Annotated in this window: 22 protein-coding genes; 5 read left to right on the plus strand and 17 right to left on the minus strand. The window is 53.1% G+C overall.

Annotated elements, in window-relative coordinates; all coding sequences use genetic code 11:
• Positions 1-13: 13 nt before the first annotated feature.
• The 8 genes from BMI79_RS16185 to uspA all read right to left on the minus strand — a co-directional run bounded on the left by BMI79_RS16185 (position 14) and on the right by uspA (position 9281).
• Entirely contained in the window at positions 14-613 is a 600-nt protein-coding gene (locus BMI79_RS16185) for a KpsF/GutQ family sugar-phosphate isomerase (protein ID WP_076943156.1), read from the minus strand.
• The gene (locus BMI79_RS16190; protein WP_076943157.1) at positions 613-2250 is read right to left on the minus strand and encodes an FGGY-family carbohydrate kinase; all 1638 of its coding nucleotides are present in this window, start codon (positions 2248-2250) and stop codon (positions 613-615) included. The genes BMI79_RS16185 and BMI79_RS16190 overlap by 1 nt, the downstream gene beginning before the upstream one ends.
• 15 nt (positions 2251-2265) lie before the next feature.
• Positions 2266-3213: an ABC transporter permease gene (locus BMI79_RS16195; protein ID WP_076943158.1), complete on the minus strand. Its 948-nt coding sequence runs from the start codon at positions 3211-3213 to the stop codon at positions 2266-2268.
• Between the two features lies 1 nt (position 3214).
• Positions 3215-4204, minus strand: a complete 990-nt coding sequence (locus BMI79_RS16200) for an ABC transporter permease (protein WP_076943159.1) — start codon at positions 4202-4204, stop codon at positions 3215-3217.
• Positions 4197-5696, minus strand: coding sequence for a sugar ABC transporter ATP-binding protein (locus BMI79_RS16205; protein WP_076943160.1), 1500 nt, complete (start codon positions 5694-5696; stop codon positions 4197-4199). Before BMI79_RS16205 ends, BMI79_RS16200 begins: the two co-directional genes overlap by 8 nt.
• Positions 5697-5994: 298 nt before the next feature.
• Positions 5995-6981: an autoinducer 2 ABC transporter substrate-binding protein gene (locus BMI79_RS16210; protein ID WP_076943161.1), complete on the minus strand. Its 987-nt coding sequence runs from the start codon at positions 6979-6981 to the stop codon at positions 5995-5997.
• A 335-nt stretch (positions 6982-7316) separates the two neighbouring features.
• Positions 7317-8660 carry an NADP-specific glutamate dehydrogenase gene (gene gdhA, locus BMI79_RS16215; RefSeq protein ID WP_076943162.1) on the minus strand — a complete coding sequence of 448 codons (1344 nt, stop codon included), beginning with the start codon at positions 8658-8660 and terminating at the stop codon, positions 7317-7319.
• Positions 8661-8843: 183 nt separating this feature from the next.
• Positions 8844-9281 carry a universal stress protein UspA gene (gene uspA, locus BMI79_RS16220; protein ID WP_076943163.1) on the minus strand — a complete coding sequence of 146 codons (438 nt, stop codon included), beginning with the start codon at positions 9279-9281 and terminating at the stop codon, positions 8844-8846.
• Positions 9282-10220: 939 nt separating this feature from the next.
• On the opposite strand from uspA, the gene uspB reads away from it, so the two are divergent.
• Positions 10221-10556, plus strand: coding sequence for a universal stress protein UspB (gene uspB / locus BMI79_RS16230; RefSeq protein WP_076943165.1), 336 nt, complete (start codon positions 10221-10223; stop codon positions 10554-10556).
• Positions 10557-10622: 66 nt separating this feature from the next.
• Here the strand turns inward: uspB and pitA are convergent, their stop codons facing one another.
• Entirely contained in the window at positions 10623-12128 is a 1506-nt protein-coding gene (gene pitA / locus BMI79_RS16235) for an inorganic phosphate transporter PitA (protein ID WP_076943166.1), read from the minus strand.
• Between the two features lie 303 nt (positions 12129-12431).
• On the opposite strand from pitA, the gene BMI79_RS16240 reads away from it, so the two are divergent.
• On the plus strand, positions 12432-13631 hold the full coding sequence (locus BMI79_RS16240) for a BaiN/RdsA family NAD(P)/FAD-dependent oxidoreductase (protein WP_076943167.1): 1200 nt from the start codon (positions 12432-12434) through the stop codon (positions 13629-13631).
• Between the two features lie 188 nt (positions 13632-13819).
• On the opposite strand, the gene BMI79_RS16245 is transcribed toward BMI79_RS16240, so the two are convergent.
• Positions 13820-14506, minus strand: a complete 687-nt coding sequence (locus BMI79_RS16245) for a helix-turn-helix transcriptional regulator (protein WP_076943168.1) — start codon at positions 14504-14506, stop codon at positions 13820-13822.
• 596 nt (positions 14507-15102) lie between these two features.
• Positions 15103-15309: a LuxR C-terminal-related transcriptional regulator gene (locus tag BMI79_RS23370; protein ID WP_076943169.1), complete on the minus strand. Its 207-nt coding sequence runs from the start codon at positions 15307-15309 to the stop codon at positions 15103-15105.
• Between the two features lie 990 nt (positions 15310-16299).
• On the opposite strand from BMI79_RS23370, the gene BMI79_RS16255 reads away from it, so the two are divergent.
• From BMI79_RS16255 to fetB, 3 genes are all read left to right on the plus strand, one after another.
• A complete protein-coding gene (locus BMI79_RS16255; RefSeq protein WP_076943170.1) occupies positions 16300-16581 on the plus strand; it encodes a FaeA/PapI family transcriptional regulator in 282 nt (93 codons plus the stop codon).
• Between the two features lie 66 nt (positions 16582-16647).
• Complete coding sequence (gene fetA / locus BMI79_RS16260) at positions 16648-17325, plus strand: iron efflux ABC transporter ATP-binding subunit FetA (RefSeq protein ID WP_076943171.1); 678 nt, start codon at positions 16648-16650, stop codon at positions 17323-17325.
• A complete protein-coding gene (fetB, locus tag BMI79_RS16265) occupies positions 17312-18085 on the plus strand; it encodes an iron efflux ABC transporter permease subunit FetB (RefSeq protein WP_076943172.1) in 774 nt (257 codons plus the stop codon). The genes fetA and fetB overlap by 14 nt, the downstream gene beginning before the upstream one ends.
• 292 nt (positions 18086-18377) lie before the next feature.
• On the opposite strand, the gene BMI79_RS16270 is transcribed toward fetB, so the two are convergent.
• From BMI79_RS16270 to BMI79_RS16295, 6 genes are all read right to left on the minus strand, one after another.
• Positions 18378-18917 carry a fimbrial protein gene (locus BMI79_RS16270; protein WP_076943173.1) on the minus strand — a complete coding sequence of 180 codons (540 nt, stop codon included), beginning with the start codon at positions 18915-18917 and terminating at the stop codon, positions 18378-18380.
• Positions 18918-19004: 87 nt separating this feature from the next.
• Positions 19005-19553: a fimbrial protein gene (locus tag BMI79_RS16275; protein ID WP_076943174.1), complete on the minus strand. Its 549-nt coding sequence runs from the start codon at positions 19551-19553 to the stop codon at positions 19005-19007.
• An 11-nt stretch (positions 19554-19564) separates the two neighbouring features.
• Positions 19565-20491, minus strand: a complete 927-nt coding sequence (locus tag BMI79_RS16280) for a fimbrial protein (protein ID WP_076943175.1) — start codon at positions 20489-20491, stop codon at positions 19565-19567.
• 9 nt (positions 20492-20500) lie between these two features.
• Positions 20501-23065 carry a fimbria/pilus outer membrane usher protein gene (locus BMI79_RS16285; protein ID WP_076943176.1) on the minus strand — a complete coding sequence of 855 codons (2565 nt, stop codon included), beginning with the start codon at positions 23063-23065 and terminating at the stop codon, positions 20501-20503.
• A 73-nt stretch (positions 23066-23138) separates the two neighbouring features.
• Positions 23139-23804: a fimbrial biogenesis chaperone gene (locus BMI79_RS16290; RefSeq protein ID WP_076943177.1), complete on the minus strand. Its 666-nt coding sequence runs from the start codon at positions 23802-23804 to the stop codon at positions 23139-23141.
• Positions 23805-23936: 132 nt separating this feature from the next.
• Positions 23937-24455 (minus strand): fimbrial protein, encoded by a 519-nt coding sequence (locus tag BMI79_RS16295; RefSeq protein ID WP_158069124.1) that lies wholly within the window; start codon positions 24453-24455, stop codon positions 23937-23939.
• Positions 24456-24802: the final 347 nt, after the last annotated feature.

The raw sequence follows: 24802 nt of genomic DNA on the forward strand, positions 1-24802 counted from the left end.
CGTTGCGGCAGCGCTAGTCGGCAGCGCGCAAGCTTTTTCCCACGTCGCCGCCAGGGTGCACCGCCAACAGCGTTGCTTTGCTGAAGCCGCTGCGTGCCATCAGGCAGGCACAGGCGGCATCAAACAGTGCCAGCACCAGCACGATGGAGGTGGTGGCCAGCATCTTCAGCGGATCTATCTCGTTTTCTACGCCGGTGCGGACCACCAGTTGTGCGGCGCGGGCGATGGCCGAATCCGGGTTTTCCGTCACGCTGATGATGCCTACCCCTTTGTTGTGCAAGGTCGGCAGCAGGCGCGTCAGCTCATCCGAATTTCCCCCGCGGGAAATCAGGATCACCAGATCGTCAGCACGTAAAAAACCCAGATCGCCATGCGCCGCGTCGGTGGCGTTCAGATAGATGGCCGGTTGTTCCACGCAGGCCAGCATATGGGCCACCTTGCGCGCCGCAATGCCGGAAGTGCCTACGCCGGTGACGACAATCTTCCCCCGGCACTCCGCCAATAGCGTCAGCAGGCGTTGCCAGGTTTGGGCATCAATACGCTGCTCAAGCTGTGCCAACTCGCGGCTGTAAGTCGCCCAGGCCTGCGTGGCGCGCTGCCATTCCTGTTGCATCACGCCTCCTCCTGCATCAACCGGCAGTATTTCATGTGATCGTGATACAGCTCATGGAAGACGCGGTATTTGCGGTCGTAATAGGTTTTGATTTTGTTGGTTTGCGGTGTGACGGTTTTGCCGATGCGGCTCATGGCATTCATCGCTTCTGGCAGAGTATCGAAAACGCCTGCTGCCACGGTGCCCATCATCGCGCCGCCCAACAGCATGGCTTCGCTCTCCTCCGGCAGCAGCATGGCACAGCCGGTTGCATTGGCGTGCTCTTGCACGAAGATCGGGTTTTTGGTGCCGCCGCCGCTGGCCATGATGGTATCGATGCTGTACCCGCTGAGGTTCATGGTTTCAATAATATGGCGGGTACCCAGCGCGATAGCCTGAATGGTGGCCAGATAGTGCAATGCCATGTCTTCCGGCGTGCGCGACAGCTTCAGCCCGGTCAGGGTGCCGGTCAGCGTCGGGTTGGCGCGCGGTGAACGGTTACCGTGGAAGTACGGCAGCATATGGATGTCCTGCGTCAGAAAAGCAATGTTTTCCGGCTCGCCAGCCATGCGCCGCAAAATGGCATTCAGTACTTCATAGATGGTCTGGCCGTGGGTGTTGGCCTGCGCCAGCAGCTCGGTATAGCAAGGATGAGACTGGATTATATGGTCAATCAGCGCGCCGGTGGCAGATTGCCCCCCTTCGTTCAGCCAGTATTCCGGCAGAATGGCGGAATAATAGGGGCCCCAAACGCCGCCGATAAAACGGGCGGTGCGTGACATCGCCATATGGCCGGTGGAGGTGCCGCCAATCAGTGCGATGCGGCGGTTAAAGTCGGCTACCTCGCCGGAAACGCCGGTAGCCCCCAGCGTGCCAAGGGTGCCGGCGTGGGCATCGATGATCGAAACGCTGACGGCGGTGCCGGCGATCAGCCCCATTTCACTGGCTGCGCGCTGGGTCAGGCCATAGCCGAGGGGTTCACCCATCATTTTCACGTCGCTGCCGATCTTCGCCGCGTCGTGTTCCAGCAGGTCTTCCAAGCCAATCTGCTTGAAATAGCTTTTATCCCAACGCTGTTCGTGGCCGATATAGGTCCATTTGCACACCGTAGAACAGAGGGAACGGGTAGCATCCTGGGTGGCACGCCAGGTCAGGAAATCTGGCAGATCAAACAGATACCCGGCGTTAGCCCAGGTGGTGGGCATATGTTGCTTCAGCCACAGCAGTTTAGGGGTCTGCATTTCCGGTGAAATAATGCCGCCGACGAAATCCAGCACCCGGTGTTTGGTGGCGTTGATGCGCTCGGCCTGGGTGATGGCGCGGTGATCCATCCACACGATAATGTTCTGCTCGGTGCGGCCCGAGGGGCTCACGGTCAGCGGCTTGCCCTCTTTATCCAGCACCACCAAGGAGCAGGTGGCATCGAACCCCAGTCCTTTGACCTGGATCGGGTTGATATCTGCCTGGTTAACCGCATCACGCACCGCGTTGCACACGGCCTGCCAGATATTGTCGGAAGACTGTTCCACAAAGTCTGCCTTCGGGCGATACAGCTCAATGGCGCGGCTGGCCTGCCCGACCATTCTGCCGTTCAGATCGAACACCCCCGCGCGTGCACTGCCGGTTCCTACGTCTACGCCAATAAAATAACTCGCCATTATTTTTCTCCGAAATCAGGCTTTTCGATTTTGTAATGCGATAAACAGGATCAGCACGCCGCCCCACAGCGCCATGGTCAGATAGCTGCTGATCCCCAGCAGATTGAGGCCACTTTCCAGCATTTGCAGCACGATCAGCGCCAGTACCAGCCCAAGGATGCGGCCAAAACCGCCATCCGGGTTTATCCCGCCGAGCACCGACGCCAGAATGGTCACCAGCAGATAAGACTCGCCGTAACCGGCCTTGGCCGAGTTGAATTTGGCCATCATCAACAGGGCCGCCCCCCAGCCGAGCAGGGCAGAAAGGATGTACACCGCGATTTGTACGCGAGCGGTATTCACGCCGCTGAAACGGGTGGCCTGCTGGTTGGAGCCGATCAGATACAGGCTGCGCCCCAGCGTGGTGTGTTCCAGCAGCACCCATAACCCCACCGCCACCAGCAGGAACAGCAACAGAGCCACGGGAATACCGAGAAGGTTGCCGTTGCCGAGATACTGAATCACCGCCGGGAAGCCGGAAATCACCGCGCCGTTGGACAACAGGATATTCAGCCCGGTGATCAGCGTCATGGTGCCGAGCGAGGCGAGGATCGGCGAAACGCCGACCCAGGCGATCAGCGCACCGTTGAGCGCGCCGATGGCGATCGCCACCGCCAGCCCGGCCAACAGCGCCAGCAGCAGCGGCTGTTCCGGGTAGTTGACGATAATCGCTGCCATCACCAGCGAACAGGCGTTGGCCCCGGCGATGATCGACAGGTTGATGCCGCCGGTGAGCATGGTGATGCCCATGCCCAGCGCCAGCATGCCGAGGATCGGCAGTTGCGAAGCGATCGACTGGAAGTTGCCCACGCTGAAGAAGCGTTGGCCCAGCAACAGGGCAAACAGCAGGCCAACGGCCAGGATGATCACGCTTTGCAGGCGGATGATGCGATCTTTGGGGAGCAAACGGATGAATGGCGTCATATTAAAGCTCCTTTGCCAGCTTGCGTTTTTCGTTCCAGGCGGTGGTGCTGATGCTGATCAAAATGATCGCGCCGCTGAAGACCTGGTGCCAATAGGAAGAGACGCTGAGCAACGTCAGGCCGTTCTGCAGGAAGGCCAACAGCACCACGCCGAGCAGGGTACCGGTTAGCGAACCGCGCCCGCCGGTCATGCTGGTGCCGCCCAGCACCACGGCAGCCAGCACCGTCAGCTCGAAGCCCAGCAGTGAGTTGGGCGCAACCGACTGGGTGATCTGTGCCTGTACCACCGCCGCAATCCCCGCCAGAATCCCCATATAGCCGTAAACATAAAAATGCAGGCGCAGCAGGTTCAGGCCAAGACGCGAGGCCGCATCACGGTTGCCGCCCATGGCAAAGATCTGGCGGCCAAGGCGGGTGAAGTTCATCAGCACGCCGGTGACGATAATCACCGCCAACAGGCACAGCAGCGGCAGCGTCAGGCCATAGTCATAGCCGTCGGCACCCTGGAACGAAAACCAGTTAATGCCGTCCATAAACCAGTCGGGGAAGCCATACAGCCAGGTGCCCTTGGTGGCATACACCAGCAGGCCGTAGAACAGGTTCAGCGTGGCAATGGTGATGATAATGGCCGGTACTTTCAGCCAGTAAACCAGGAAACCGTTCACCAGGCCGAGCAGCAGCCCGCAGCCGATCGCCATGGCAAACGCCAGCGGGAAGCTGCCACCGTGCTGGATGACCCAACTGGCCATCACGTATTGGGCGATGGCGGTAATGGCGGGGAATGAGATGTCGATACCACCGGCGATCAGCACCACGAACAGGCCGCAGGCGAGAATGCCGAGAATGGCGTAGCTGGTGGCGACATCGCTCAGGTTACCCAGGGTGAGAAACTCATCGGTGCTCAGGCTCAGGCCGATGGCCAGAACCAACACCAGCAGGCCAAGATAGAATTCATGCCGCCCGGCCAGGCGGGCGAAAAACGGCTTATCCATTCACCACCTCGGCGATCTGTTGTTCGGTGCTGTGGTGCGGCGAAAACTCGGCGATCAGCTCGCCTTTGCGCATCACCATCACCCGATGGCTGTTGTAATAGGCTTCCGGGATCTCATCGCAGATCATCAACACCGCCATGCCCAGTTCGGCCAGGTGTTTGGCGATCTGGTAGATCCCCTCTTTGTTGGCGATGTCCACGCCGACGGTGGGGGAGTCGAGGATCAGGATCTTCGGCTGAGTAGCCACCCATTTGGCGATCGCGATACGCTGGGCGTTGCCGCCTGACAGGGTTTTCACCGGCAGTGCGCTGTCGGAAACTTTGATGTTCAGATCGCGGATCAGCTTATTCACCAGATCCTTGGCTTTCTGGTGATCCAGCAGGCCAAGTGGGGTATGCAGTTGATTAAACACCGTGACGATGGTGTTGTCGTAGATCGACTGCTCCATGATCAGCCCTTGCGTTAAACGATCCTCAGAGACATAGCCGATCCCGTGCTTGACCGCATCGCGGTTGCTGTGCAACTGCACCGGCAGGCCGTCAATCTTGATTTCACCGCTGTCTGGCCGCGTCATGCCAAACAGGCTCAGGCACAGCTCGGTGCGCCCAGACCCGAGCAGCCCGACGATGGAGACAATCTCGCCGCTGTGCAGTGCCAGGTTGATATGCTGGAACTTGCCGCGCCGGCTGAGATTGCACACTTCCAGCAGCGGGGTGCTTTCCTGCGCTGGGCGTTCCGGCAGCGGGCTGTAGTGGAAGCGTTGGCCGGTCATCAGGAAGGCCAGTTCGTGGCTATCCAACTCATTGGCCGGATAGGTGCCGACCAGTTTGCCGTCGCGCATGACGCTGATGCGATCGGCCACTTCCATTACCTCATCCAGGCGATGGCTGACGAAAACCACGCAAATCCCGGCGGCTTTCAGCTCATTCACCACCCGCAGTAACCCGTCCACCTCCTGACGCGTCAATGAGGCCGTGGGCTCATCCATAATCACCAGCCGTGCCTCGGCGGCGATGGCGCGGCAGATTGCCACCAACTGGCGATCGGCAATCGACAGCTTCTCGACTTTTTTCTCGGGATCGATATGGACGCCGACGCGGGCCATCGCGGCCAGCGCTTTCTCACGCATCACTTTCTGGCTCACCCAGAAATGCCCACCCGGCAGATAGCGGTGAATCGCGATATTCTCCGCCACCGTCAGATTAGGGAATAATGACAAATCCTGGTAAATCACCTGAATGCCGTAATAACCGGAAAGCTGCGGCGTCAGGGAATGAAACAGTTTGCCCTCCAGCGTAATAGCGGCGCCTTTTTCCGGCTGATAAACGCCCGAGATAATTTTAATAATGGTGCTTTTACCGCAGCCATTTTGCCCGGCCAGACAATGTACTTCGCCTTTATTCAGCGTCAGATGGATTTGGTCTAATGCCAGTACGCCTGGGAATTTTTTACTGATATTTTCCAGCGTGATAAATGCGGTGGATGCAGTCATGATAATTATGCCCATGTGTTAACGCTAACTATACCCTGCATACTTTAAGTAGCTTGGGTGTTATACCCTTCATACTTCAAGTTGCTTGGGTGTTGGCTGCCTTCGTTCACCCCAGTCACTTACCTGAGTAAGCTCCTGGGGCTTCGCTCAGTTGCCGCCTACAAGCAACTCGGATTATTTTGGGTATAGCGGCGCACCGTCGCCTACAGGCAACTCGAATTATTTTGGTTATAATCCCTCCCCCATGAAAAGGGAGAGGGAGAACAGAGATTTCCCGGTGTGGCGCATCAACTAAAAATTAAAAGCCCAGTGATTTGGCGTTGTCCTTGGTCACTTCAAGGATCTTGTTAAACCGAATCACTTTCTTGTCCATATCAACATCCGCCTTGCCTAACCCTTCGATCGCGAGATCCTGGGTGACGGCTTTACCCTGCAACAGCTGATCGGCGACGGTCACCATGGCATAACCGGCATCTTTCGGATCCCACAGCAGTGCTTTCTTGATATCACCGCGCATCAGGTAAGGGCCGGCCTGTGCTGGCATGGCGATACCGACTACGGCAATCTTGTCTTTGGCGCGTTTCTGAGCAACCGCCTGACCGGCACCGATCGGGCCGAGTGAGCCAAAGCCGATAATGCCCTTCATCTGCGGATAGGTTTTCATTAAATCCAGCGTGGTGGCGTAGGATTTATCGATGCTTTCTGCCACCGGCAGGCGTGAGGTGACCTCGAACATGTCCGGGTATTTTTCTTTCTGGTATTTTATGGCGGAATCGGCCCAGGCGTTGTGCAATGGCACGGTCAGCGAACCGACGTAAATGGCATAGCCCCCTTTACCACCCATATTTTTTGCCAACTCATCAATGTTGGCCTGAGCGTATTTCTCGCTGTCGATGGTTTCGATATCCCATTGACCGATCTGTTGATCCGGTGATTCATGGGTCAGCACGACGATGCCTTTGTCACGGGCTTTCTTGAGCACCGGTTCCAGCACTTTGGCGTCGTTAGGCACCACGATAATGGCGTTAACGTTCTTGGCGATCAGATCTTCAATCACTTTGACCTGAGCGGCCGGATCGGGCGTGGCGGGGCCAGTCTGGTAAGCATTCACGTCGAGTTTTTTGGCGGCTTCGTTGACGCCCACTTCCATACGGTTGAACCATGGAATGCCCGTCACTTTAGCGACAACCGCGATTTCGTATTTTTCTGCGGAAAAAGAAGGTGTTGTGGTGAATATGCACGCAGAAACCACACATGCATTCAATAATGCGAGGTTAAATTTCATAGCTATACCTTTTTATCTGTAGGGTGGTGTTTTTTCCACCGTTGCAGATTACAAAGGAAAGGAAGAGGGAGCGTAGCCAAAGTGATCAGAATGTGATCTATGACCATTTGTGTAAAATCAAGAGGTGTTTTTTGTTAAAAAAGTGTTATTTAAAAGATGAGTGGTAATATTACTACAAAATAATAGCGTTTTATCCCATTTAAATTAACAAGTGCATGTCAATTTATTAACATTTTCACAAAGATAAAAGAGGGATTCGGCGAAATTAATGCCGGCTGAAGCGCCGGCATTAAGACTTTTAACAGATTTGTGAGCAATGTCACTCAGGACTGCAATTAGAGCACGCCCTGGGCCAGCATGGCGTCAGCAATTTTAACGAACCCGGCAATATTGGCACCGTGAACATAATGCGTTTGCTTGCTCTCGCCACCGTATTCAACACAGGCCTGATGAATATCCGCCATAATATGACGCAGGCGCACATCCACCTTCTCGGCGCGCCAGTTAAGACGTGCGGCATTCTGTGCCATTTCCAGGCCAGAGGTGGCCACGCCACCGGCATTGGCCGCTTTGCCTGGTGCAAACAGAACACCCGCTTCCAGGAACGCATCGGTAGCTTGAATGGTGGTTGGCATATTGGCGCCTTCTGCCACGGCTTTAACGCCGTTGTGGATCAGCGTTTTTGCGGCGTCCAGATCCAGCTCGTTCTGGGTGGCGCAAGGCAGAGCGATATCCACCGGCACGTTCCACGGCTGCTGGCCAGCCAGATAGGTCAAACCACGCTCACGGGCGTAATCTTCCACGCGGCCGTAACGCTGGTTCTTGATTTCTGCCAAGTGAGCCAGTTTTTCGGTGGTGAAGCCTGCTTCGTCCACCACGGTGCCGCCGGAGTCAGAAACGGTGATCACGCGGGCATCCATCTCCAACGCTTTCTCAATGGTGTATTGTGCCACGTTACCGGAACCGGACACCGCCACACGCATGCCTTCAAAGCCCAGGCCATGGCGCTGCAGCATCGAATCGGTGAAGTAAACCAGGCCATAACCGGTGGCCTCCGGGCGGATCAGACTGCCGCCGAACGACAGGCCCTTACCGGTGAACACACAGCTGGTGTTGTTGGACAGTTTTTTCATCATACCGGCCATAAAGCCGACTTCGCGGCCACCAACGCCGATATCCCCGGCAGGAACGTCGGTATCCGGGCCCAGGTGGCGGTAAAGTTCGGTCATCAACGCCTGGCAGAAACGCATGATTTCGCCCTGGCTTTTGCCTTTTGGATCAAAATCTGAGCCGCCTTTGCCGCCGCCCATTGGCAGCGTGGTCAGGGCATTCTTGAAGGTCTGTTCAAAGCCGAGGAACTTCAGAATGGAGGTGTTGACCGACGGATGGAAACGCATTCCGCCTTTATATGGCCCGATAGCTGAGTTGAACTGGATACGATAAGCCCGGTTCACCCGTACTTGACCCAGATCGTCCACCCAACTGACGCGGAACTGAATGATCCGCTCAGGTTCAACCAGGCGTTCTAACAAGGCGTGGTCGCGGTAATGTGGGTTGCGTTCGATGAAGGGCCACAATGAGGTGAAAACTTCCCGTACTGCCTGTAGATATTCCGGTTGATGTGAATTATGGCGTTGTAACGAGGTTAGAAATGACTCCAGTGATACAGCTTGTTCCATGAAAAAACTCCTTTTGGATTTGGGTTCCCCTATTTTTTTAGATGCAGCTCACAGTTGGGGAGGATGTTGTGTCTATATCGACTATATCACCGGGGGGAGGCTGAATAACAAGTAATAAATAAGGGCTATACAACGAAAAACGCCCGCATCAGGCGGGCGTAGGCAGGAAGGGTTAGCAAATACTTACTTTTCTTCCTCGTCACGCAACGGCACAATCAGCATATCGATGTGCACAGTGTTGATTAACTGGCGTGCAGAAGACATCAGCTTGCTCCAGAAATCCTGGTGGTGGCCGCACAGCACCAGGTCCACGTTATATTTCTTGATGGCATCAACCAGCACCTGGGCCAGATCGCCGCTGCCGCTCAGCGTTTCGGTGATCGGATAACCTGCATTTTGCGACAGTTCGGTAAGCGCATGGTGAGTTTCTTCGGAGATGCGTTTCTGCATATCGCCGAGATTGACGTCGATCAGGCCGGTATACAGATCGGAATAGTTAACATCAACGTGGATCAGGGAAACTTTGGCATTGTACGGCCGCGCCATAGATACGGCTTTTTCTACCAGAATCTTGCTTTCCGGTGAGAGGTCAACCGCAATCAGAATGTGTGTGTAAGCCATGAGAATACTCCTTCCAGATAATGCCGATTAAAGGGTTGGCAGGCTTCAGTGTTTCAGCTTGGCGCTTGCGCCTTGCCTGCATAGTACCATCCAGATAACACAGTGATATGTCTGCACGATCACACTGTATTGCATCAATAAATCTTACTGACGTCTACCTATTTAGTTTTACACTGATGCAACAAAAAATCCCATTGTTTATATGGTTATTTGCCGTTTTCCCTCTTGAGTTATATACCCAAAATAATTCGAGTTACTTGTAGGCGGCAACTGAATGAATCCCTAGGAGCTTACTCAAGTAAGTGACTAGGGTGAGTGACAAATCTGCGCAAGCAGATTTGAACGCTGCTTGCAGCGGCCCCGAAGGGGCGAGGCCCAATATGGGCCGAGTAACGCAGCCAACACCCAAGCAACTTGAAGTATGAAGGGTATAGGCCTGTCTGAGTAAATAGGGGGTTACCATTTACCCTGCAGCGCTAAACGCAGTGTGGGTTACGGTTATGATTTATAACCAATGGATAGATGACAAATTTAACCATAGCGTTAAATTTTATACCTTGTGCAAGCCAGTTTGCGTTTCATTGTCCTACAATAGTGAATATGGGCTTCACCCTATCCCCTTTGAGCCGTAAGGCGCGCCCCGTCGGCCAAAGGTTGTGATAATGCGTGGACATCTATACCCAAAATAATTCGAGTTGCTTGTAGGCGGCAACGGAGTGACAAATCAGTCAAAGACTGATTTGAACGCTGCTTGCAGCGGCCCCGAAGGGGCGAGGCTCTACATGGGCCGAGTAACGTAGCCAACACCCAAACAACTTGAAGTATGACGGGTACAAAAGGTGCTAGGAGGATGGGAGCCACAGGCTCCGGCAGCATTGGGTAGAGTAGGGCGTTGGCCCGGCGGTTGGCCGGGATAACAACGCCCTTGAGGGGGCAATCATGATGAGTACCGTCGCGCTATTTTGGGGTTTGTGTGTGGTATGTGTGATTAATATGGCTCGTTATTACTCTTCTCTGCGTGCATTGCTGGTAGTTTTACGCGGCTGCGATCCGTTGCTGTATCAATACGTCGATGGTGGGGGATTTTTTACTTCGCACGGGCAACCGAGCAAGCAGATACGCCTGGTGCGTTACATCTTTGCGCAACGCTATGTTGAGCACCATGATCCGGAGTTTATTCGCCGCTGTGAACGTGTACGCGGCCAGTTCCTGCTGACCACTGAGCTGTGCGGCCTGGTGCTGCTGAGCCTGCTGGCGATGGCGATTTGGTACTAGTTACTTCTTGATTTAAAGGTATAAAAAAGGCGGCCAAGGCCGCCTTTGCTATTTCATTTGCGAGGCTTAAATCAGCTTCAGCGCCAGCCAGTATAGGCCGCCGGAAAGCAGAATCGACACCGGCAGGGTCAGTACCCAAGCCAACGCGATACTCTTCACGGTTTTACTCTGTACACCGCCGCCATCCACCAGCATGGTCCCGGCAACCGCCGAAGAAAGCACTTGGGTGGTGGAAACCGGCATACCGGTATAGCTGGCCACGCCAATCGACAGTGCGGCAGTCATCTGCGCCGACACGCCCTGCGCATAGGTCATGCCTTTCTTACCGATTTTTTCACCAATGGTGGTGGCAACACGCCGCCAGCCCACCATGGTACCGATGGACAGCGCCAGGGCGACCGCAATGATGATCCACAGCGGCGCATACTCAACGGTTTCCAGCAGGTCTGAACGCAGGTTCTTCAGGAAGCGCTGGTCGTCCGCAGAGGTTTCCGGCAGTTTGGCTACTTTGCCCGCCGTATCCGTTACGCACATCAGCAGGCGGCGCAGGTGGCTGCGTTGCTCTACCGTCAGTTGATCGTAACTTTGCAGATTATTCAGCAACTCCAGTGAACGCTCTACGGCGATCATGGCGCGCGAACTGTCGCAATGGAACTCGGCCGGTTGGTTAGGCGTTTGAGACGCCTCTTCCGGCGAAGGGACCAGCGGAGTCTGGGCAATCACATGAGAAAGGGAATCCCCATGCTGCTGATAGAATTGCTGCAGGTGAGCGACGGCATCACGCGTACGGGTGATGTCATAACCTGTGGCATTCATATTGAGGACGAAACCTGCAGGAGCAACGCCGATCAGCACCAGCATGATCAGACCGATACCCTTCTGGCCGTCGTTGGCACCGTGCGAGAAGCTCACACCGATCGCCGACAGGATCAGGGCAATACGCGTCCAGAACGGCGGCTTACGTTTGCCGTCGACCTTCTCACGCTCAGCCGGAGTCATGTGGATGCGCTGACGTTTCTTGGTCTTGCTCCAATAACGGCGCAGCACAAACACCATCAGCCCGGCAATAACCAACCCAATCAGTGGGGAGAAGATTAATGACAGGAAGATGCTGATCATTTTCGGCACATTCAGCGCGTCAACGACAGACGTGTTGGTGACGAGCGCGTTAGTTAAGCCGACCCCAATGATAGAGCCAATCAGCGTGTGTGAACTGGACGCCGGTATCCCAAGATACCAGGTGCCGAGGTTCCAGATAATTGCTGCCAGCAACATGGAGAAAACCATGGCTAAGCCATGCGTCGAACTGACGTTCAACAGCAGATCGGTTGGCAGCAGGTGCACAATGGCGTAGGCAACACTCAGGCCGCCGAGCATCACGCCAAGGAAGTTGAACAGGCCCGCCATCACGACCGCAAGTTGCGAGCGCATAGCACGGGTGTAAATTACAGTAGCCACCGCATTGGCCGTATCGTGGAAGCCGTTGATGGCTTCATAGAACAATACAAAGATCAATGCGAGGATTAACATTAGGCCGGTATGAAAATCCAGGCCAGCGAACAAATGCAGCATAAGCGTTACGCCAGGTTGGTGGACATGAACGCCGCGCATTATCCGTGACAACCGGTGTCGGGGAAAAGGAAAATATGACGTTTTTTTGATTTCAATATGACAAAAGAACATGAGTGGGATAGCTAATTGAAGAGATATCAGCACGTTATATGTATTTACGCCTGCTAACATTTTCTTACGGTAGCGCTGGCCGCATGATGCCCTTACAATCTGCCGCCGCAGATTTAACGCTGACTGGTAGCTAAACGGCGCAAAAAAGCGCTCTTTTATCGTGATTGTGATTTTTTGTTCAGAGAGGCTCAGGTGGAACAGTTTGATGTCGTAGTGATAGGTGCGGGTGCCGCAGGGATGTTTTGCGCTGCACAGGCAGGACAACTCGGCTGCCGAGTCTTGCTGCTCGACAACGGCAAAAAACCGGGCCGCAAGATCCTGATGTCCGGCGGTGGGCGTTGTAATTTTACCAACATGTATGTTGAACCGGCGGCCTATCTCTCAAACAATCCGCATTTCTGCAAGTCTGCGCTGGCGCGCTATACCCAATGGGACTTTATCGATCTGATTAATCGCTACGGCATTGCTTACCATGAAAAAACGCTGGGGCAGTTGTTCTGCGATGACTCTGCGCAACAGGTGGTCGATCTGCTGGTGAAAGAGTGTGAGCTTGGTCAGGTGACGGTACGCTTGCGCAGCGAAGTGCTGAGTGTGGAAAAAAGCGATACCGGGTTCGAACTGGCGCTGAATGGCGAAAAAGTGAGTGCTCGCTCACTTGTTGTGGCCAGCGGCGGGCTGTCGATGCCGGGTTTGGGCGCATCACCCTTTGGTTACAAATTAGCAGAGCAGTTTGGCCTGAACGTGTTGCCTACCCGTGCCGCGCTGGTGCCTTTTACCCTGCATAAACCGCTGCTGGAACAATCCCAGACGCTCTCTGGCGTTTCAGTACCTGCGGTAGTGACGGCGGAAAATGGCACCCACTTTCGCGAAAGCATTCTGTTTACCCATCGCGGCCTTTCTGGCCCAGCGATTTTGCAGATTTCCAGCTATTGGCAACCTGGTGAGTTTGTAAGTGTTAACTTACTTCCTGCGCTAGACCTGCTGGGCTTTCTGAATGAACAGCGGCAGGCCCATCCTAACCAGAGCCTGAAAAATACCCTGGCTCTGCACCTGCCGAAGCGCCTGGTCGAGTTCCTGCAAGCGTTGGGGCAACTGCCGGAGGCGACATTAAAACAGCTCACCCCAGCTCAACAGGCCGCGTTGGTCGAGAACCTGCAAAACTGGCGGGTGCAGCCGAACGGCACCGAAGGCTACCGCACCGCAGAAGTGACATTGGGCGGCGTAGATACCAAAGCGCTGTCTTCCAAAACCATGGAAGCAAACAGCGTGCCCGGCCTGTACTTTATTGGCGAAGTGGTGGATGTGACAGGGTGGCTGGGGGGGTATAACTTCCAGTGGGCCTGGAGTTCTGCCTGGGCCTGCGCACAGGCGGTGGCGGTGCAGGGGGGATAAGGTTGGTTTGTAAATGACACATCGCTGATGTTGCCGGATAGCATGATTTCCTACCGGTGGCATCAATATTTACTCTTTGCAGCGCTCACTATTAATTAGCGCTGAATAAGAATCAGAGGATTTATTTCTGTTAAGAAAAAGTATTTAAAGATAGACCACAATAGGCGGTCGTTTGGGTTGATAATTTCTCATAAATTAACCGGTTTAATTAGCTGAAGTTCCATACCAAGACGTATTGCATGTCGGGCATTGGTGACACCTAATTTTTTGACAATATTAGACATGTGGAATTTAACGGTACGCATCGTTATCCCTAAAATCATCCCCGTTTCTTGGTAAGTTTTACCCACGCTGGCCCAATAGAGAATGTCATTCTCTCTGTCAGTAAACCGAGGGGTTTCTTGCGGGTAAGGGGTGTTTTTTTCTGATAGCGAAGTCAGCATGAGATATATCTCATGTACCGCTGCCAGCAATATGGAGATATTCCCTTTATTCTGGGGAAGGGTTTGCGTTATTTCAGCCCTACGCTCCGCAGTGATAATAAAAGATAAGGTAGCAAGGTTATTATTATAATCATGCAGGACAAAAGTATAACCATTTGTGATGCCAAATTCTTCGGCCTGATCGAAGTTTTCATGCCATAAAAAAGGCGTCAACCGGTTTAGCGCGGTGATGACCACGGGATCGGTATACTGTAAACCATTTTCTATATATCGTTTCACCCACTCACCGGGGTAGTTGGTAACACCAAAGATAGATGACATATCATTTTTGGATAAGACAACGTAGGCCCAGGTTAACTCTCCAAAATCCTTTAATGCTGTTTCCAGATGCTTTTTGATAATGTGACTAATATTCCCAGTATCTTTCGTCAACTGCTTGCTCCTGGCAGCTAGAATCAATTTATCCGGTAGAATATACCAGACAAAGGCACAAAACCTGAATCGGCGAATACTTAACTACCCTAACCCCAGATGATGGCCTGGTTCTGCAGAATCACGAACGCCTGTCGGTTAAAGAGAGAGCTGAAGTACAGGTATCCGGCTGTACCTTTAGCCAGATGATTTTATCCAAAGTGGTGTACTACTATCAGCATCAATAAAATCTATGCTGGCGCAGTTCCCAGCGAAGCCCCAAACGCTTTCTAGGGGGAAGATCGTCAAAAACACCAGGGAAAACTAATCAATAGCGGGCATCACGCAGCACGAATCGTGCCGCTAAAAACGTGAACACCATTGTCGCAAAAGCCTAATTTAGGTTGGGTTTCAAGTTGCAGGCCGCTTCAGTCCCTTGTTTAGAAAGCGCGTTCTTAAGCAAAACATTGATCTCTGATCACCGGCTGGCGATGCCAGCCCCCACCTTTCGAGATCCCGCCCAGTGCTATTTGAGGCAAGGCGTTTAAATTATCGCTGCCTTTGAACGTTGGCCGCCGAGGCTTTGAGTGGTAACCCGATCGCCCTACGCCACTGGCTTAGCCTAACCTAAGTTGGCTCAGTAACACTCGATGCAATTCGCGGTTCTTGTTGACGTTGAGCTTGCGCATGGCCGAACGCTTGTGGGCACTGATGGTTTCCTGGCTGCGGTGCAGCATGCCGCTGCCTTGGTTAGATGCGGCCTGAGCAACCGATGCAGCAGTGAAAGCAATCACAGTTGCCAGCATTAATTTATTCAGTTTCATTTCTCAAGTTCCTGTAGAGAGTATTTAAATAAAAAGAAGAACACCTCTAAATCACCTACGTTAGCCGCAACGTCATGTCACGATTATCACAGTCGGAGCCAGTCCGTTTAGCTCGAAAAATATACTTCTGTACGTAATTCAGATATGAATTACGCACGGTTTAAGATGCGCTTAAAATCGCCATCATGGACGCAAAAGTATGAATATTACCATGGCTTTTTTATAGGAATGTTCCTATAAATAAATGGAGGAATTGAAAATAGATTTTGCCTTATTTAGGTGGATTCAGAGCGTAAATCCAAAATAAATTAAAAAGGTATGCCTTTGAAAATTAATGGTTCTTATATATGTGTGAAATAGAATAATAATCTTAATAAATTTAATTATTTGGTTTTTAATATCGATAATTTGTTTTTTCGACATATTTATCATGTATAGCCTGTCTTGGTTATGGTTTAAAGCCGTTGTCACTTGATTTCTTATGTCTACTAAACATTCTCTAACTTTATGTTTTTATATGAAAAATAATTTATTTTTATGTGTTGCATACGTTTTTAGCCATGTTTTTTATTAACGAATCGTCAACGAATTGGCGAGTGATTGAGTTATTTAATCTTTGTTGTTGTAAGCTGTTTTTTTCTGAGATTTTTCTGAGATTTTTCTGAGATTTTTCTGGTTTTTTAGTAGGGTATTGTCGGTTTTTTAGGGTTTATTGGGTGAGAGTAAATGTTAATTGATTGTGGTTACATTCACTTTTTCATGCGTGATACCTGCATTTAGTCGCTCTTCAATAAGCCTTGAAACTATCAATTATATATTTTAAATCGTGAGGGCTTAATAAATTGTGAAAAAATAACCATAGAAAATTCTTATCTGGTCGATGAGGCAGCCTTAGGTTAGGGATAGGTAGGCCACCATTTTTGTAGTCAACCCTCTGCGGATGGGGCCGCTGAAGAGAGAGGCTTAAAAGTTACGATGGAGCAAAACGGTATGAGGAATACAGCAAGCAAGTATGAGCTCAAGAAACGGCAGATGCTAAAGGAGTTACAAGGCTTGTGTGCACTGCAGATGACCGAAGAAACGCTACCGCCGCCGGAGTTGTGGCCAAAAACGCGGGAACTGGCAGATCGGTGCGGTGAGAATATCTATGTGGCGCGTTCGCTGCTTCTGGCGCTGGAAAAAGAGGGCAAGGTTTATTGCACTCATCGCAGCATAAATAATTCATTGCGTTGGTTTATCTGCACCGATCGGGTCTCTGCGCATAAAAAGTGATGGCTTGACGGTGCTCTGGAAGGTGCAAGGTATAATGGAACGATTGGGCACCAAACCGGAGTGAGCATGAAGAGCAGTAACGACATACTGGTACTGGATGATATCCACTATCAAATCGGGCAGGCGGTTATTCTGGATTCTGTTTCTTTCGCGCTGCAAGCGGGTGAATTTAAACTGATTACCGGGCCTTCGGGGTGTGGGAAGAGCACGCTGCTGAAGATCGTCTCGTCTTTAATCAGCCCAACTCGTGGGCGCATTCTGTTTGACGGCAAATCCATTGATGCTATGGCGCCAGAGGACTACCGCAAACAGGTGTCTTACTGCTTTCAAACGCCCTCGTTGTTTGGCGACACCGTCTATGACAACCTCGCGCTGCCTTACCACATCCGTAAGCTGAAGCCGGACGAAAACAACATGCTGCGGGGTCTTGAACGCCTGGCTTTGCCTGGCGACATGTTGAAAAAAGGCATTAACGAGCTATCCGGCGGAGAGAAGCAGCGCATTTCCTTGATTCGTAACCTGCAGTTTATGCCTAAGGTCTTGCTGCTGGATGAAATCACCAGCGCGCTGGATGAAGATAACAAGCGTAACGTTAATGCGCTGATCCATCGGTTGGTCGCCGAGCAGGGCCTGGCGGTGCTGTGGGTGACGCACGATAAGGATGAAATCAGCCATGCAGATGAGGTGATTACCCTGCCGGTTAACGGCGCGAATGCTCAGGAGAGTACCGATGGACCCGCATAGTATTACCAATGAATCATTGGGGCTTTCGATGATGTTGGTGGTGGTCGCCATTCTGATCAGCCACAGAGAAAAGCTGGCGCTGGAAAAAGAGATTATCTGGAGCATCTGCCGCGCGGTGGTGCAACTGATTATCGTCGGCTATGTTCTGAAGTCTATTTTTGCTTTAAATAATGACATTCTGACGGTACTGATGGTGTTGTTTATCTGCTTCAATGCGGCGTACAACGCGCAGAAGCGCAGTAAATATATCGATCACGCCTTTTCTATCTCCCTGATTGCCATCACCACCGGGGCGGCGCTGACGCTGTTGGTGCTGGTGTTAACCCGTTCAATCGCCTTCACGCCGATGCAGGTGATCCCCATCTCTGGCATGATCGCCGGTAATGCCATGGTGGCCGTGGGGCTGTGCTACAACCATCTGGGGCAGCGCTTTCACAGTGAACAGCAGAAAATCCAGGAAATGCTCAGCCTGGGGGCCTCCCCCAAATTTGCCTCTGCGGCGCTGATCCGTAGCAGCATCCGCGCTTCGCTGATCCCCACCGTGGACTCGGCGAAAACCGTAGGCCTGGTGAGTTTGCCGGGGATGATGTCGGGGCTAATTTTTGCCGGGATCGACCCGGTAAAGGCGATCAAATACCAGATTATGGTGACCTTTATGCTGCTTTCCACCGCCAGCCTGTCGACCATTATTGCCTGTTATCTGGCGTACCGGAAGTTCTACAACGCGCGTGCGCAACTGGTGGTGGAGCGGTTGAAATAGTGGGGAAAGGAGGAAACTAAGCCAGCGTGTAAAAATTGGCTGATCTATTATCAAAATAGATGAAGCCAATAATGTAAAAGTTGCCACCGTGTTTACTTAGCCTGCGGTAAACACGATGGAGAATAGGCCTATACCCGTCATACTTTAAGTTGCTTGGGTGTTGGCTGCGTGACTCGGCCCATCCATGGGCCTCGCCCCTTCGGGGCCGCTGCAAGCAGCGTTCAAATCAGCCTTTGACTGATTTGTCACTCCGTTGCCGCCTACAAGCAACTCGAATTATTTTGGGTATATATCAATCATACCGTACGTTAAACTGCACGGTGACATTGGCATTGCCAGGTTTAACATCATTACTCAAAGACTTATAGCGTGCGGAATAAGGGAAGGTAGTCTCTTTTCCCACTAGAGCAAGCCCTGTCGTCAAACGCCCTGACGGTGCATAACCCACAGGCATAACCTCTCCCCGGTAGTCGTCAATGATCTCCAGTCCTACACCGCTGGCCGTGGAGCTTTGGCCTGGTTCATCCAGAGCAAAGACCGTGCTGCTGTTTTCTGCGGCTGTGCCATCGAAACCCACCCAGGCGATCGTGCTAAGCGCACAGTCAGTAAATTTCAAATTGAACGGCACCGCTTTTGAAATAGCGCCTGGCGTTTTCAATTCTGACAGTTGAACATTATCCAGTGCTACCGTCATGTTGTGTGAGTCGGCATGCAGGTTGCAGGTGGCATCAAAGAATTCGGCAGTAACAGTCACGTTGCCATCGGCAGACAATGTACTGAAAGAGGTGATTCCGACAGTCGCAAATAATAAAATGCCATATATATTTTTCATCACAATATCCTTAGGTCTTGATGGATGTCTGTAGTGCCATAACATCACTGTCTGATGGTTAAAAAAGCGAGCCAGACGCCAGTCTTCTCAAGGGTATTCCACGCTAAATTGTATATTCGCTATGGCTGTTCCAGGCATTATTGCACCGGGTTCCAAAGCGTAATATCCGACAGTGAATGGCAGCTTGTTGACGGTGCCTGCACCCGTTTGAAGATCGTAGGTTTTGCTGACCCCATTAACCGAAACCAGGCTGCTGAAATCAAAGTTGTCTGAAATGATAAAGCCAGCGTTGCTTGCGGCATCTGTTTGCCCCGCGTTACTGAGAGCAAATAGCTTATCTGCGTTATATCCTGTGCTTAATGCTTTTTCTCCTTCAAAACGAATACGGACCTGATTGCTACTGGCTGGACAATTATTGAGCTGGATAGTGAAGCTAGCACCTTGACCACCGAGTGCCCCAATATGTGCCGTAGACCTTCTGCCCAAGTCCAACGTCTGTTTCTTCGAGCCTGCATCCAGCTCGCAGGCATTTTCTTTAAGCTTGCCACTGAACGTCATCGTGCCATCGGCGGCCCACAGCGGTGGGGCCAGTAGCGTGGCGGCCAGAATAGCCAAGGGGGTGATACGCTTAATCATGCTGAATATCCTTATTGGTAGGTCAGATTAAATGTCGCCACGGCGTTGACGTCGCCAGAGGCCACCTGGGGCTGCGTCTGGTAATAACGCACGGTAAACGGATAGGTACGCAGGCCCGCCGGGGCGGTTTCCAGCGGCAGTCGCTCACCCAGTTTCAACGGCGTCTGGTTGTACAACAGTTGCACACCAATACCGCGTGCCACGCCGGGTTGGTCTTGATCCACCAGCGCCAGCACCCCCGGCGTGCCGCTGGCGTCAGCTTCGCCGTCAAACTGAATGTTCACTTGTGCTCCGGCGTCGCAGATCAGCGATAGTTGAAAGGTTTGTTCGCCCTGTGAACTGCCCGGGCCGCTAAAACCGCTGCGCAGCACTGCGGGCAGCGGCACCACTCTGTCCCGGCTGTCGTTCATTTCACAGGCCTGGCGGGTGATGGCTATCGGGGAGGAGAGCATCAACTGTTCTACCACCTGCCCGTTCACGGTTTTGCGCGCATATTCACCGCTGTTGATCACCCCGGAGGAGATTGGCCCAGTGACCACCAGGCGCAGGCTGAAATAAGTCATTGGGCTGGGAGGGGGGCCCTCACGATAATTATCTGGCCAACCGTCGTTAAACATTGGGGTACTGGAAACAGCATATCCAACACCCGCGAGGCCGGTGCTGTAGACCTGGCTTTGCCCGCTGAGCATGCCGCTGTCCTGCCCCACCAGATTACTGCGCAACGTGTTAGCCGTTTCACATTCCCCGGTCAGTATTGACCGATTGGCCTCTGCGGTTTGCTGCCAGATCACGCTGCCCACCGGCAGATCGCGCTGTACCAGTAAAGGAGGAATGGTGACCGTTATCTTTGCCGCAGGGCCATCCAGTGCACAGGGAGCGGCCCAGGCATATCCACTGACCCCCGCCAACAGACACACTCCCGTTATCAGCTGTTTCATCCGTGCTCCTTAAAGACACTGTCCGTTGATCATCGGGACGCCGGGTTCTGCCGTTGGCGCTGGCAGGCGGTAATTCACCCTACATTGCTGGTCTGGTTGCGCGCCCCATTGCACCTGCAGCACGCCGCTTTCCGGCATCCCCGTCAGGTAGACCTGGCCACCGTCACCGACAATATTGCTGTTTACTTCTGCCGCGCCCTGTAACGCCGCCTGGGCACCAAAAGGCACCGGCTTGCCGCCCGCTTGCAGCAGCGTCATCATCAGCCTGCTGCCCACCTTGGTCTGGTAATCGGCCAGCACCACCGCCCCTTGTGTTGGCACCACCGTTTTGCTGGTTAATGTCAGCTCGACATCATCGGCCAGCGTGCTTGGATCAAGTGCAATGGTGTTTTCACGGTATGGCGTGGCGTAGGTCACCACGGCATAGCCGCGCCGATCGGTTTTCACCCCGGCGTTATTGAGCACGTTAACCCCTGCGGCCCTTGGCGCTTTCACCAGCACCACCGTTTCGTTAAGCGGTTGAGAAAGGGTCACCCCCCCGGCGTGCATCAACACGCCGCCCTGCGCGCCATAGCTCAGGCGCTGCTGGTTGCTGTCGTGGCTGAAACCGGTGCTGAGCAGTGCCTGTGGGGCACGATAGGCCAGGCTGGCGTTACCGCTTTGCCCTTGGCCCTGGTTGGTGTAACCCTGAGAGAGCCCCCAGTCGAGCGTGCCGTCGGCGGCACTGCCGTTAAGCCCGAGGGTATGCGTGGTCTGGCCGTTGTTGCTATGGCTCATGCCGTAACTGACCCACGCAGGCTGCGACCAGAGGTTGAACGGCACGCTGAGGTTGAGTGCCACTACCCGATCGGTGCTGTGGGGCGTATTGGCGGCATGGTTCTTGTTCTGGCTGTAATTGAGGCTGTAGCTCACGCCTTTAAAGCTGCCGTTGTATCCCAGGTTGATAGACTGCCGCTTGCCGCTGTTCCCCCTGAACTGTTCCGACACCAGGTTCAGCGCTAGTGAACCGCTCAGCGTTCCCAGCCCCTGCTGGATGGTCAGTTCCTGACGGCTGCGGGTTCGGGTGCCCAGGTTGGAAAAGTCAGAAGCGTTATCCACACCGCTGTTCAGCGTCTGCTGCAGCGTCGCGAACCCCTGGCTGGCGTACTGATACCCCGCCAGCGTCAGCCGCGTGCCCGTGGCATCGAAGCTTTTGCCGTAACGCAGGCGCCACATCTGCCCTTGGCTGTCGTTCTGCTCAGTGTGATCCGCTGCGCGAAGCTGGCTCCAGCCCTGGGTCACGTCCAGCGATAATGCCCCGGCGTTACCCATGTTTTTGCCGAAACCGGCGGCCAGAGAACGGTAGCGGCTGGCTAATTGTGTGCCGCCATAGACGGTGAGCCCCCACGGCAGGCCATAAATCAGCGTCGCCTGGAAGAAATCAGCGCGGGCCCCATTCTCATTCGGGCGGTACTGCCCGGCCGTGATGCTGTGGCTGAGACGGCCTTCCCGCTGCAGCACCGGCAGCGAAGCAAAGGGCACAATCAACTGCTGCTGGCTGCCGTCGCTCTCGGCGATTGTCACATTCAAGTCACCGCTGCCGGAGACGCCGTACAGATCGGCGATCTCAAACTCACCGGGGGGCACGTAGCGTTGGTCGATCACCTGGCCGTTTTGCCGCACCGTCACCTGCGCATTGCTGCGGGCAATCCCTCTGACCACCGGGGAGTAGCCTTGCAAGCTGTCTGGATACATCATGTCTACCGAAGCCAACTGCACGCCGCGAAACGGCAGGCTGTCAAAAATATTGCTGGGCGTGGTGGTGTCCCCCAGCGTCAACTGGCTTTTTAGCCGCACGATGTCACGTTGTAGATAGGTGTGCACGGCGTTAAAGTGCGTGCCGCCCCGATCGTCGCGGGTCCAGATGCTGTAGTTTCTCAGGCGCCAGGCTCCCAGGTTGGCACCGTTACGCAGGCTGAGAAAATAGCTGCTGTCCCGTTGCCCTCCACTGCGGCCGCGGCTCTGCGCCCCGTTGAAACCGTAGTTGCTGAACAGCGCAGGCACGCCGTTATCCCAGCGCTCGGGGGGGACGTAACCGCGCGCCTGATTTTTCAGGGCGATCTGTGGGATGCTGAGTTTGAGTTGCTGATGACTGAACTGAAACTCGGCGCTGGCATGGGGGATAGCGTGCGCCAGATCGATACATTTGGCCTGCGCATTCAGCGCGGGAAACGCGGCGGTATCGATGCCAAGCGCCGTCAGATCCGCCACGCTCAGGCAGGGTTGCAGAGCGGTTTTGCCCGGAGCGTCTTTTTGCAATGTAAAGGCCAGGGTGCGGGTATCGATCTTTTTTTCGTTGAGAAACAGATCGACCCGGTATTCCCCCGGTGGGGCCTGAGTGCTCTGGTTGGAAAACACCGACAGGTCAACGTCCGTTTTCGGCGTGTCGCCGATCTGCAGCAGGTTAGGGCTGAAAACATACTCGGCCTTTGCCAGCGAACTCCACAGCAGAAGCAGGCAGCCTATCTGCCACGCCAGCGGTGCCAACTCAGGTGCGCGGTTTGGCAAATCCCCTGTGAGGGTTGTGCTTGTCATTCACTCACGATCCTTGTTCTGTCATATTCCATGGCGAAATGCGAGGTGGCATTACCTATGTGAATAAGTGGATTTACAGCCTGTGCTGATAAACCTCACTGATCCCGCCAAAGTCGTTAATAATTTGCCAACTGACGTGGTTGCCCTGCGCGTTGGCGGGCAGCCTATAGCCGATCGAGGCCCCTGGGGCAACCATCTGCGGTTCTTTGATTTTTTCGTTTGCCAGTGAGACAGAGTAGAAACTCAGGTAATAGGGCGAATCGTTGAATGCCTGCAGGTTGTTGCCGTTGCGCTGCCAGCGCAACGCTTTAGCTGCCTCCTCCAGCGAACCTTTCAGGCCGGCAGGGCGGTAGATCAGCTTGATACGGGTTCGGACCGCAATTTGTAGCTGGTTGCCTTTCCCTTCTGAAGGGGGAACGGATTTAACACTCAGCCAGAACAGTGATTCCTTATCTTCCGGTAATTGCCCGGCGATGCGAACCACACGCAAGGTATTTTCCTGCTTGCCATCCAGACGAAACAGAGGAGGAGTGATGAGGAAAGGGGCTTTTTCTGTCCCTTCAATGTTGGTATTAGCCCAGGACTGTACCAGATAGGGAATATCGTCCGGGTTTTTGACCGTGATAGTAGCCTCTTTCTGGGCACCATTATAAATCAGGCGGGTTCCGCCAATAATGACCCCTGCATAGGCGCTGAATGGACTTAATATTGCAATCAGCAAAATAAAAGCTGCTTTCATTATTGATTACCTGATTATTAAGAATAAGGCGTTGTTGCGACACCCAGAATATTAAGAGCCGCGGGGCAATTAACGCTCCCCGCAACTCGAATTATTTGGGGTGAATGGCTGTTCTACAGAAAGACTCAGGTATTAATTATAAAGAACGCTGAACTGTACCGAGACGTTAGCATCCCCGGCGGTAATTTTGCCATCTGTCATTTTATAGGATGCGGTAAAAGGCAGCGAATTGGTGCCAGTGACTTTATCCAATGGCCAAGGGTCCGTTGCACCACCAGGGGCGACAACGCCAGAATAACTTTTGATTTCAAGCCCGACACCACTGGCCACCCCTGGCTGACCGGTATTATCCAGTTGGAAGGTATCGAGATCGCTGGCATTGGCGGTACCATCAAGCTGTATACTTGCCGTATTGAGGGTGTCAGGGCAGTCGGTCAAGACCAGTGTGAAATCTTTTGGGTTAGCTCGGTCACCGACAGCATGGAAAGTATCAATAGAGACATCATCCATGGTGACGTTGAGGGTTGGGCTGACATTACAGACGTTATCCACCACCTTTCCGGTAAAATGAATCACTCCGTCAGCAGCAAAGGCAGTGCTGGATAACGCCATACCGGTGATTAACATGCGAGTAATTAGAGACTTCTTCATCACAAAATCCTTATCAGTGAGCGTTAAGGGGATAACGCTTTGTATATGCGTTACCTTTTTTGTTATCGACACTTCCCATAGTGTCGATATTAAATCGGCCTTATCAGACTGGTTTTTTAGAAAAGCAGAGCCTAAATATGAAATTTTTTTGCTAAAAAATTCAGCATTACGCATGGCATCCCATGCATGATAATTCCGAAAAGATGTATAAGTTTTGAATGTTTCTGTGGGGTGGATTTTTAAGTTATATTTAACTTTTTGTAAAGATAAAAGAAATTAAGAGGTATATTTTAGAGTTAATATTACCTTGGAATGGTTAATGAGGTTTTTTTTACCATAAAATAATG

It is taken from the genome of Serratia oryzae (genome assembly GCF_001976145.1).
In the GTDB taxonomy this organism is placed as follows: domain Bacteria; phylum Pseudomonadota; class Gammaproteobacteria; order Enterobacterales; family Enterobacteriaceae; genus Chania; species Chania oryzae.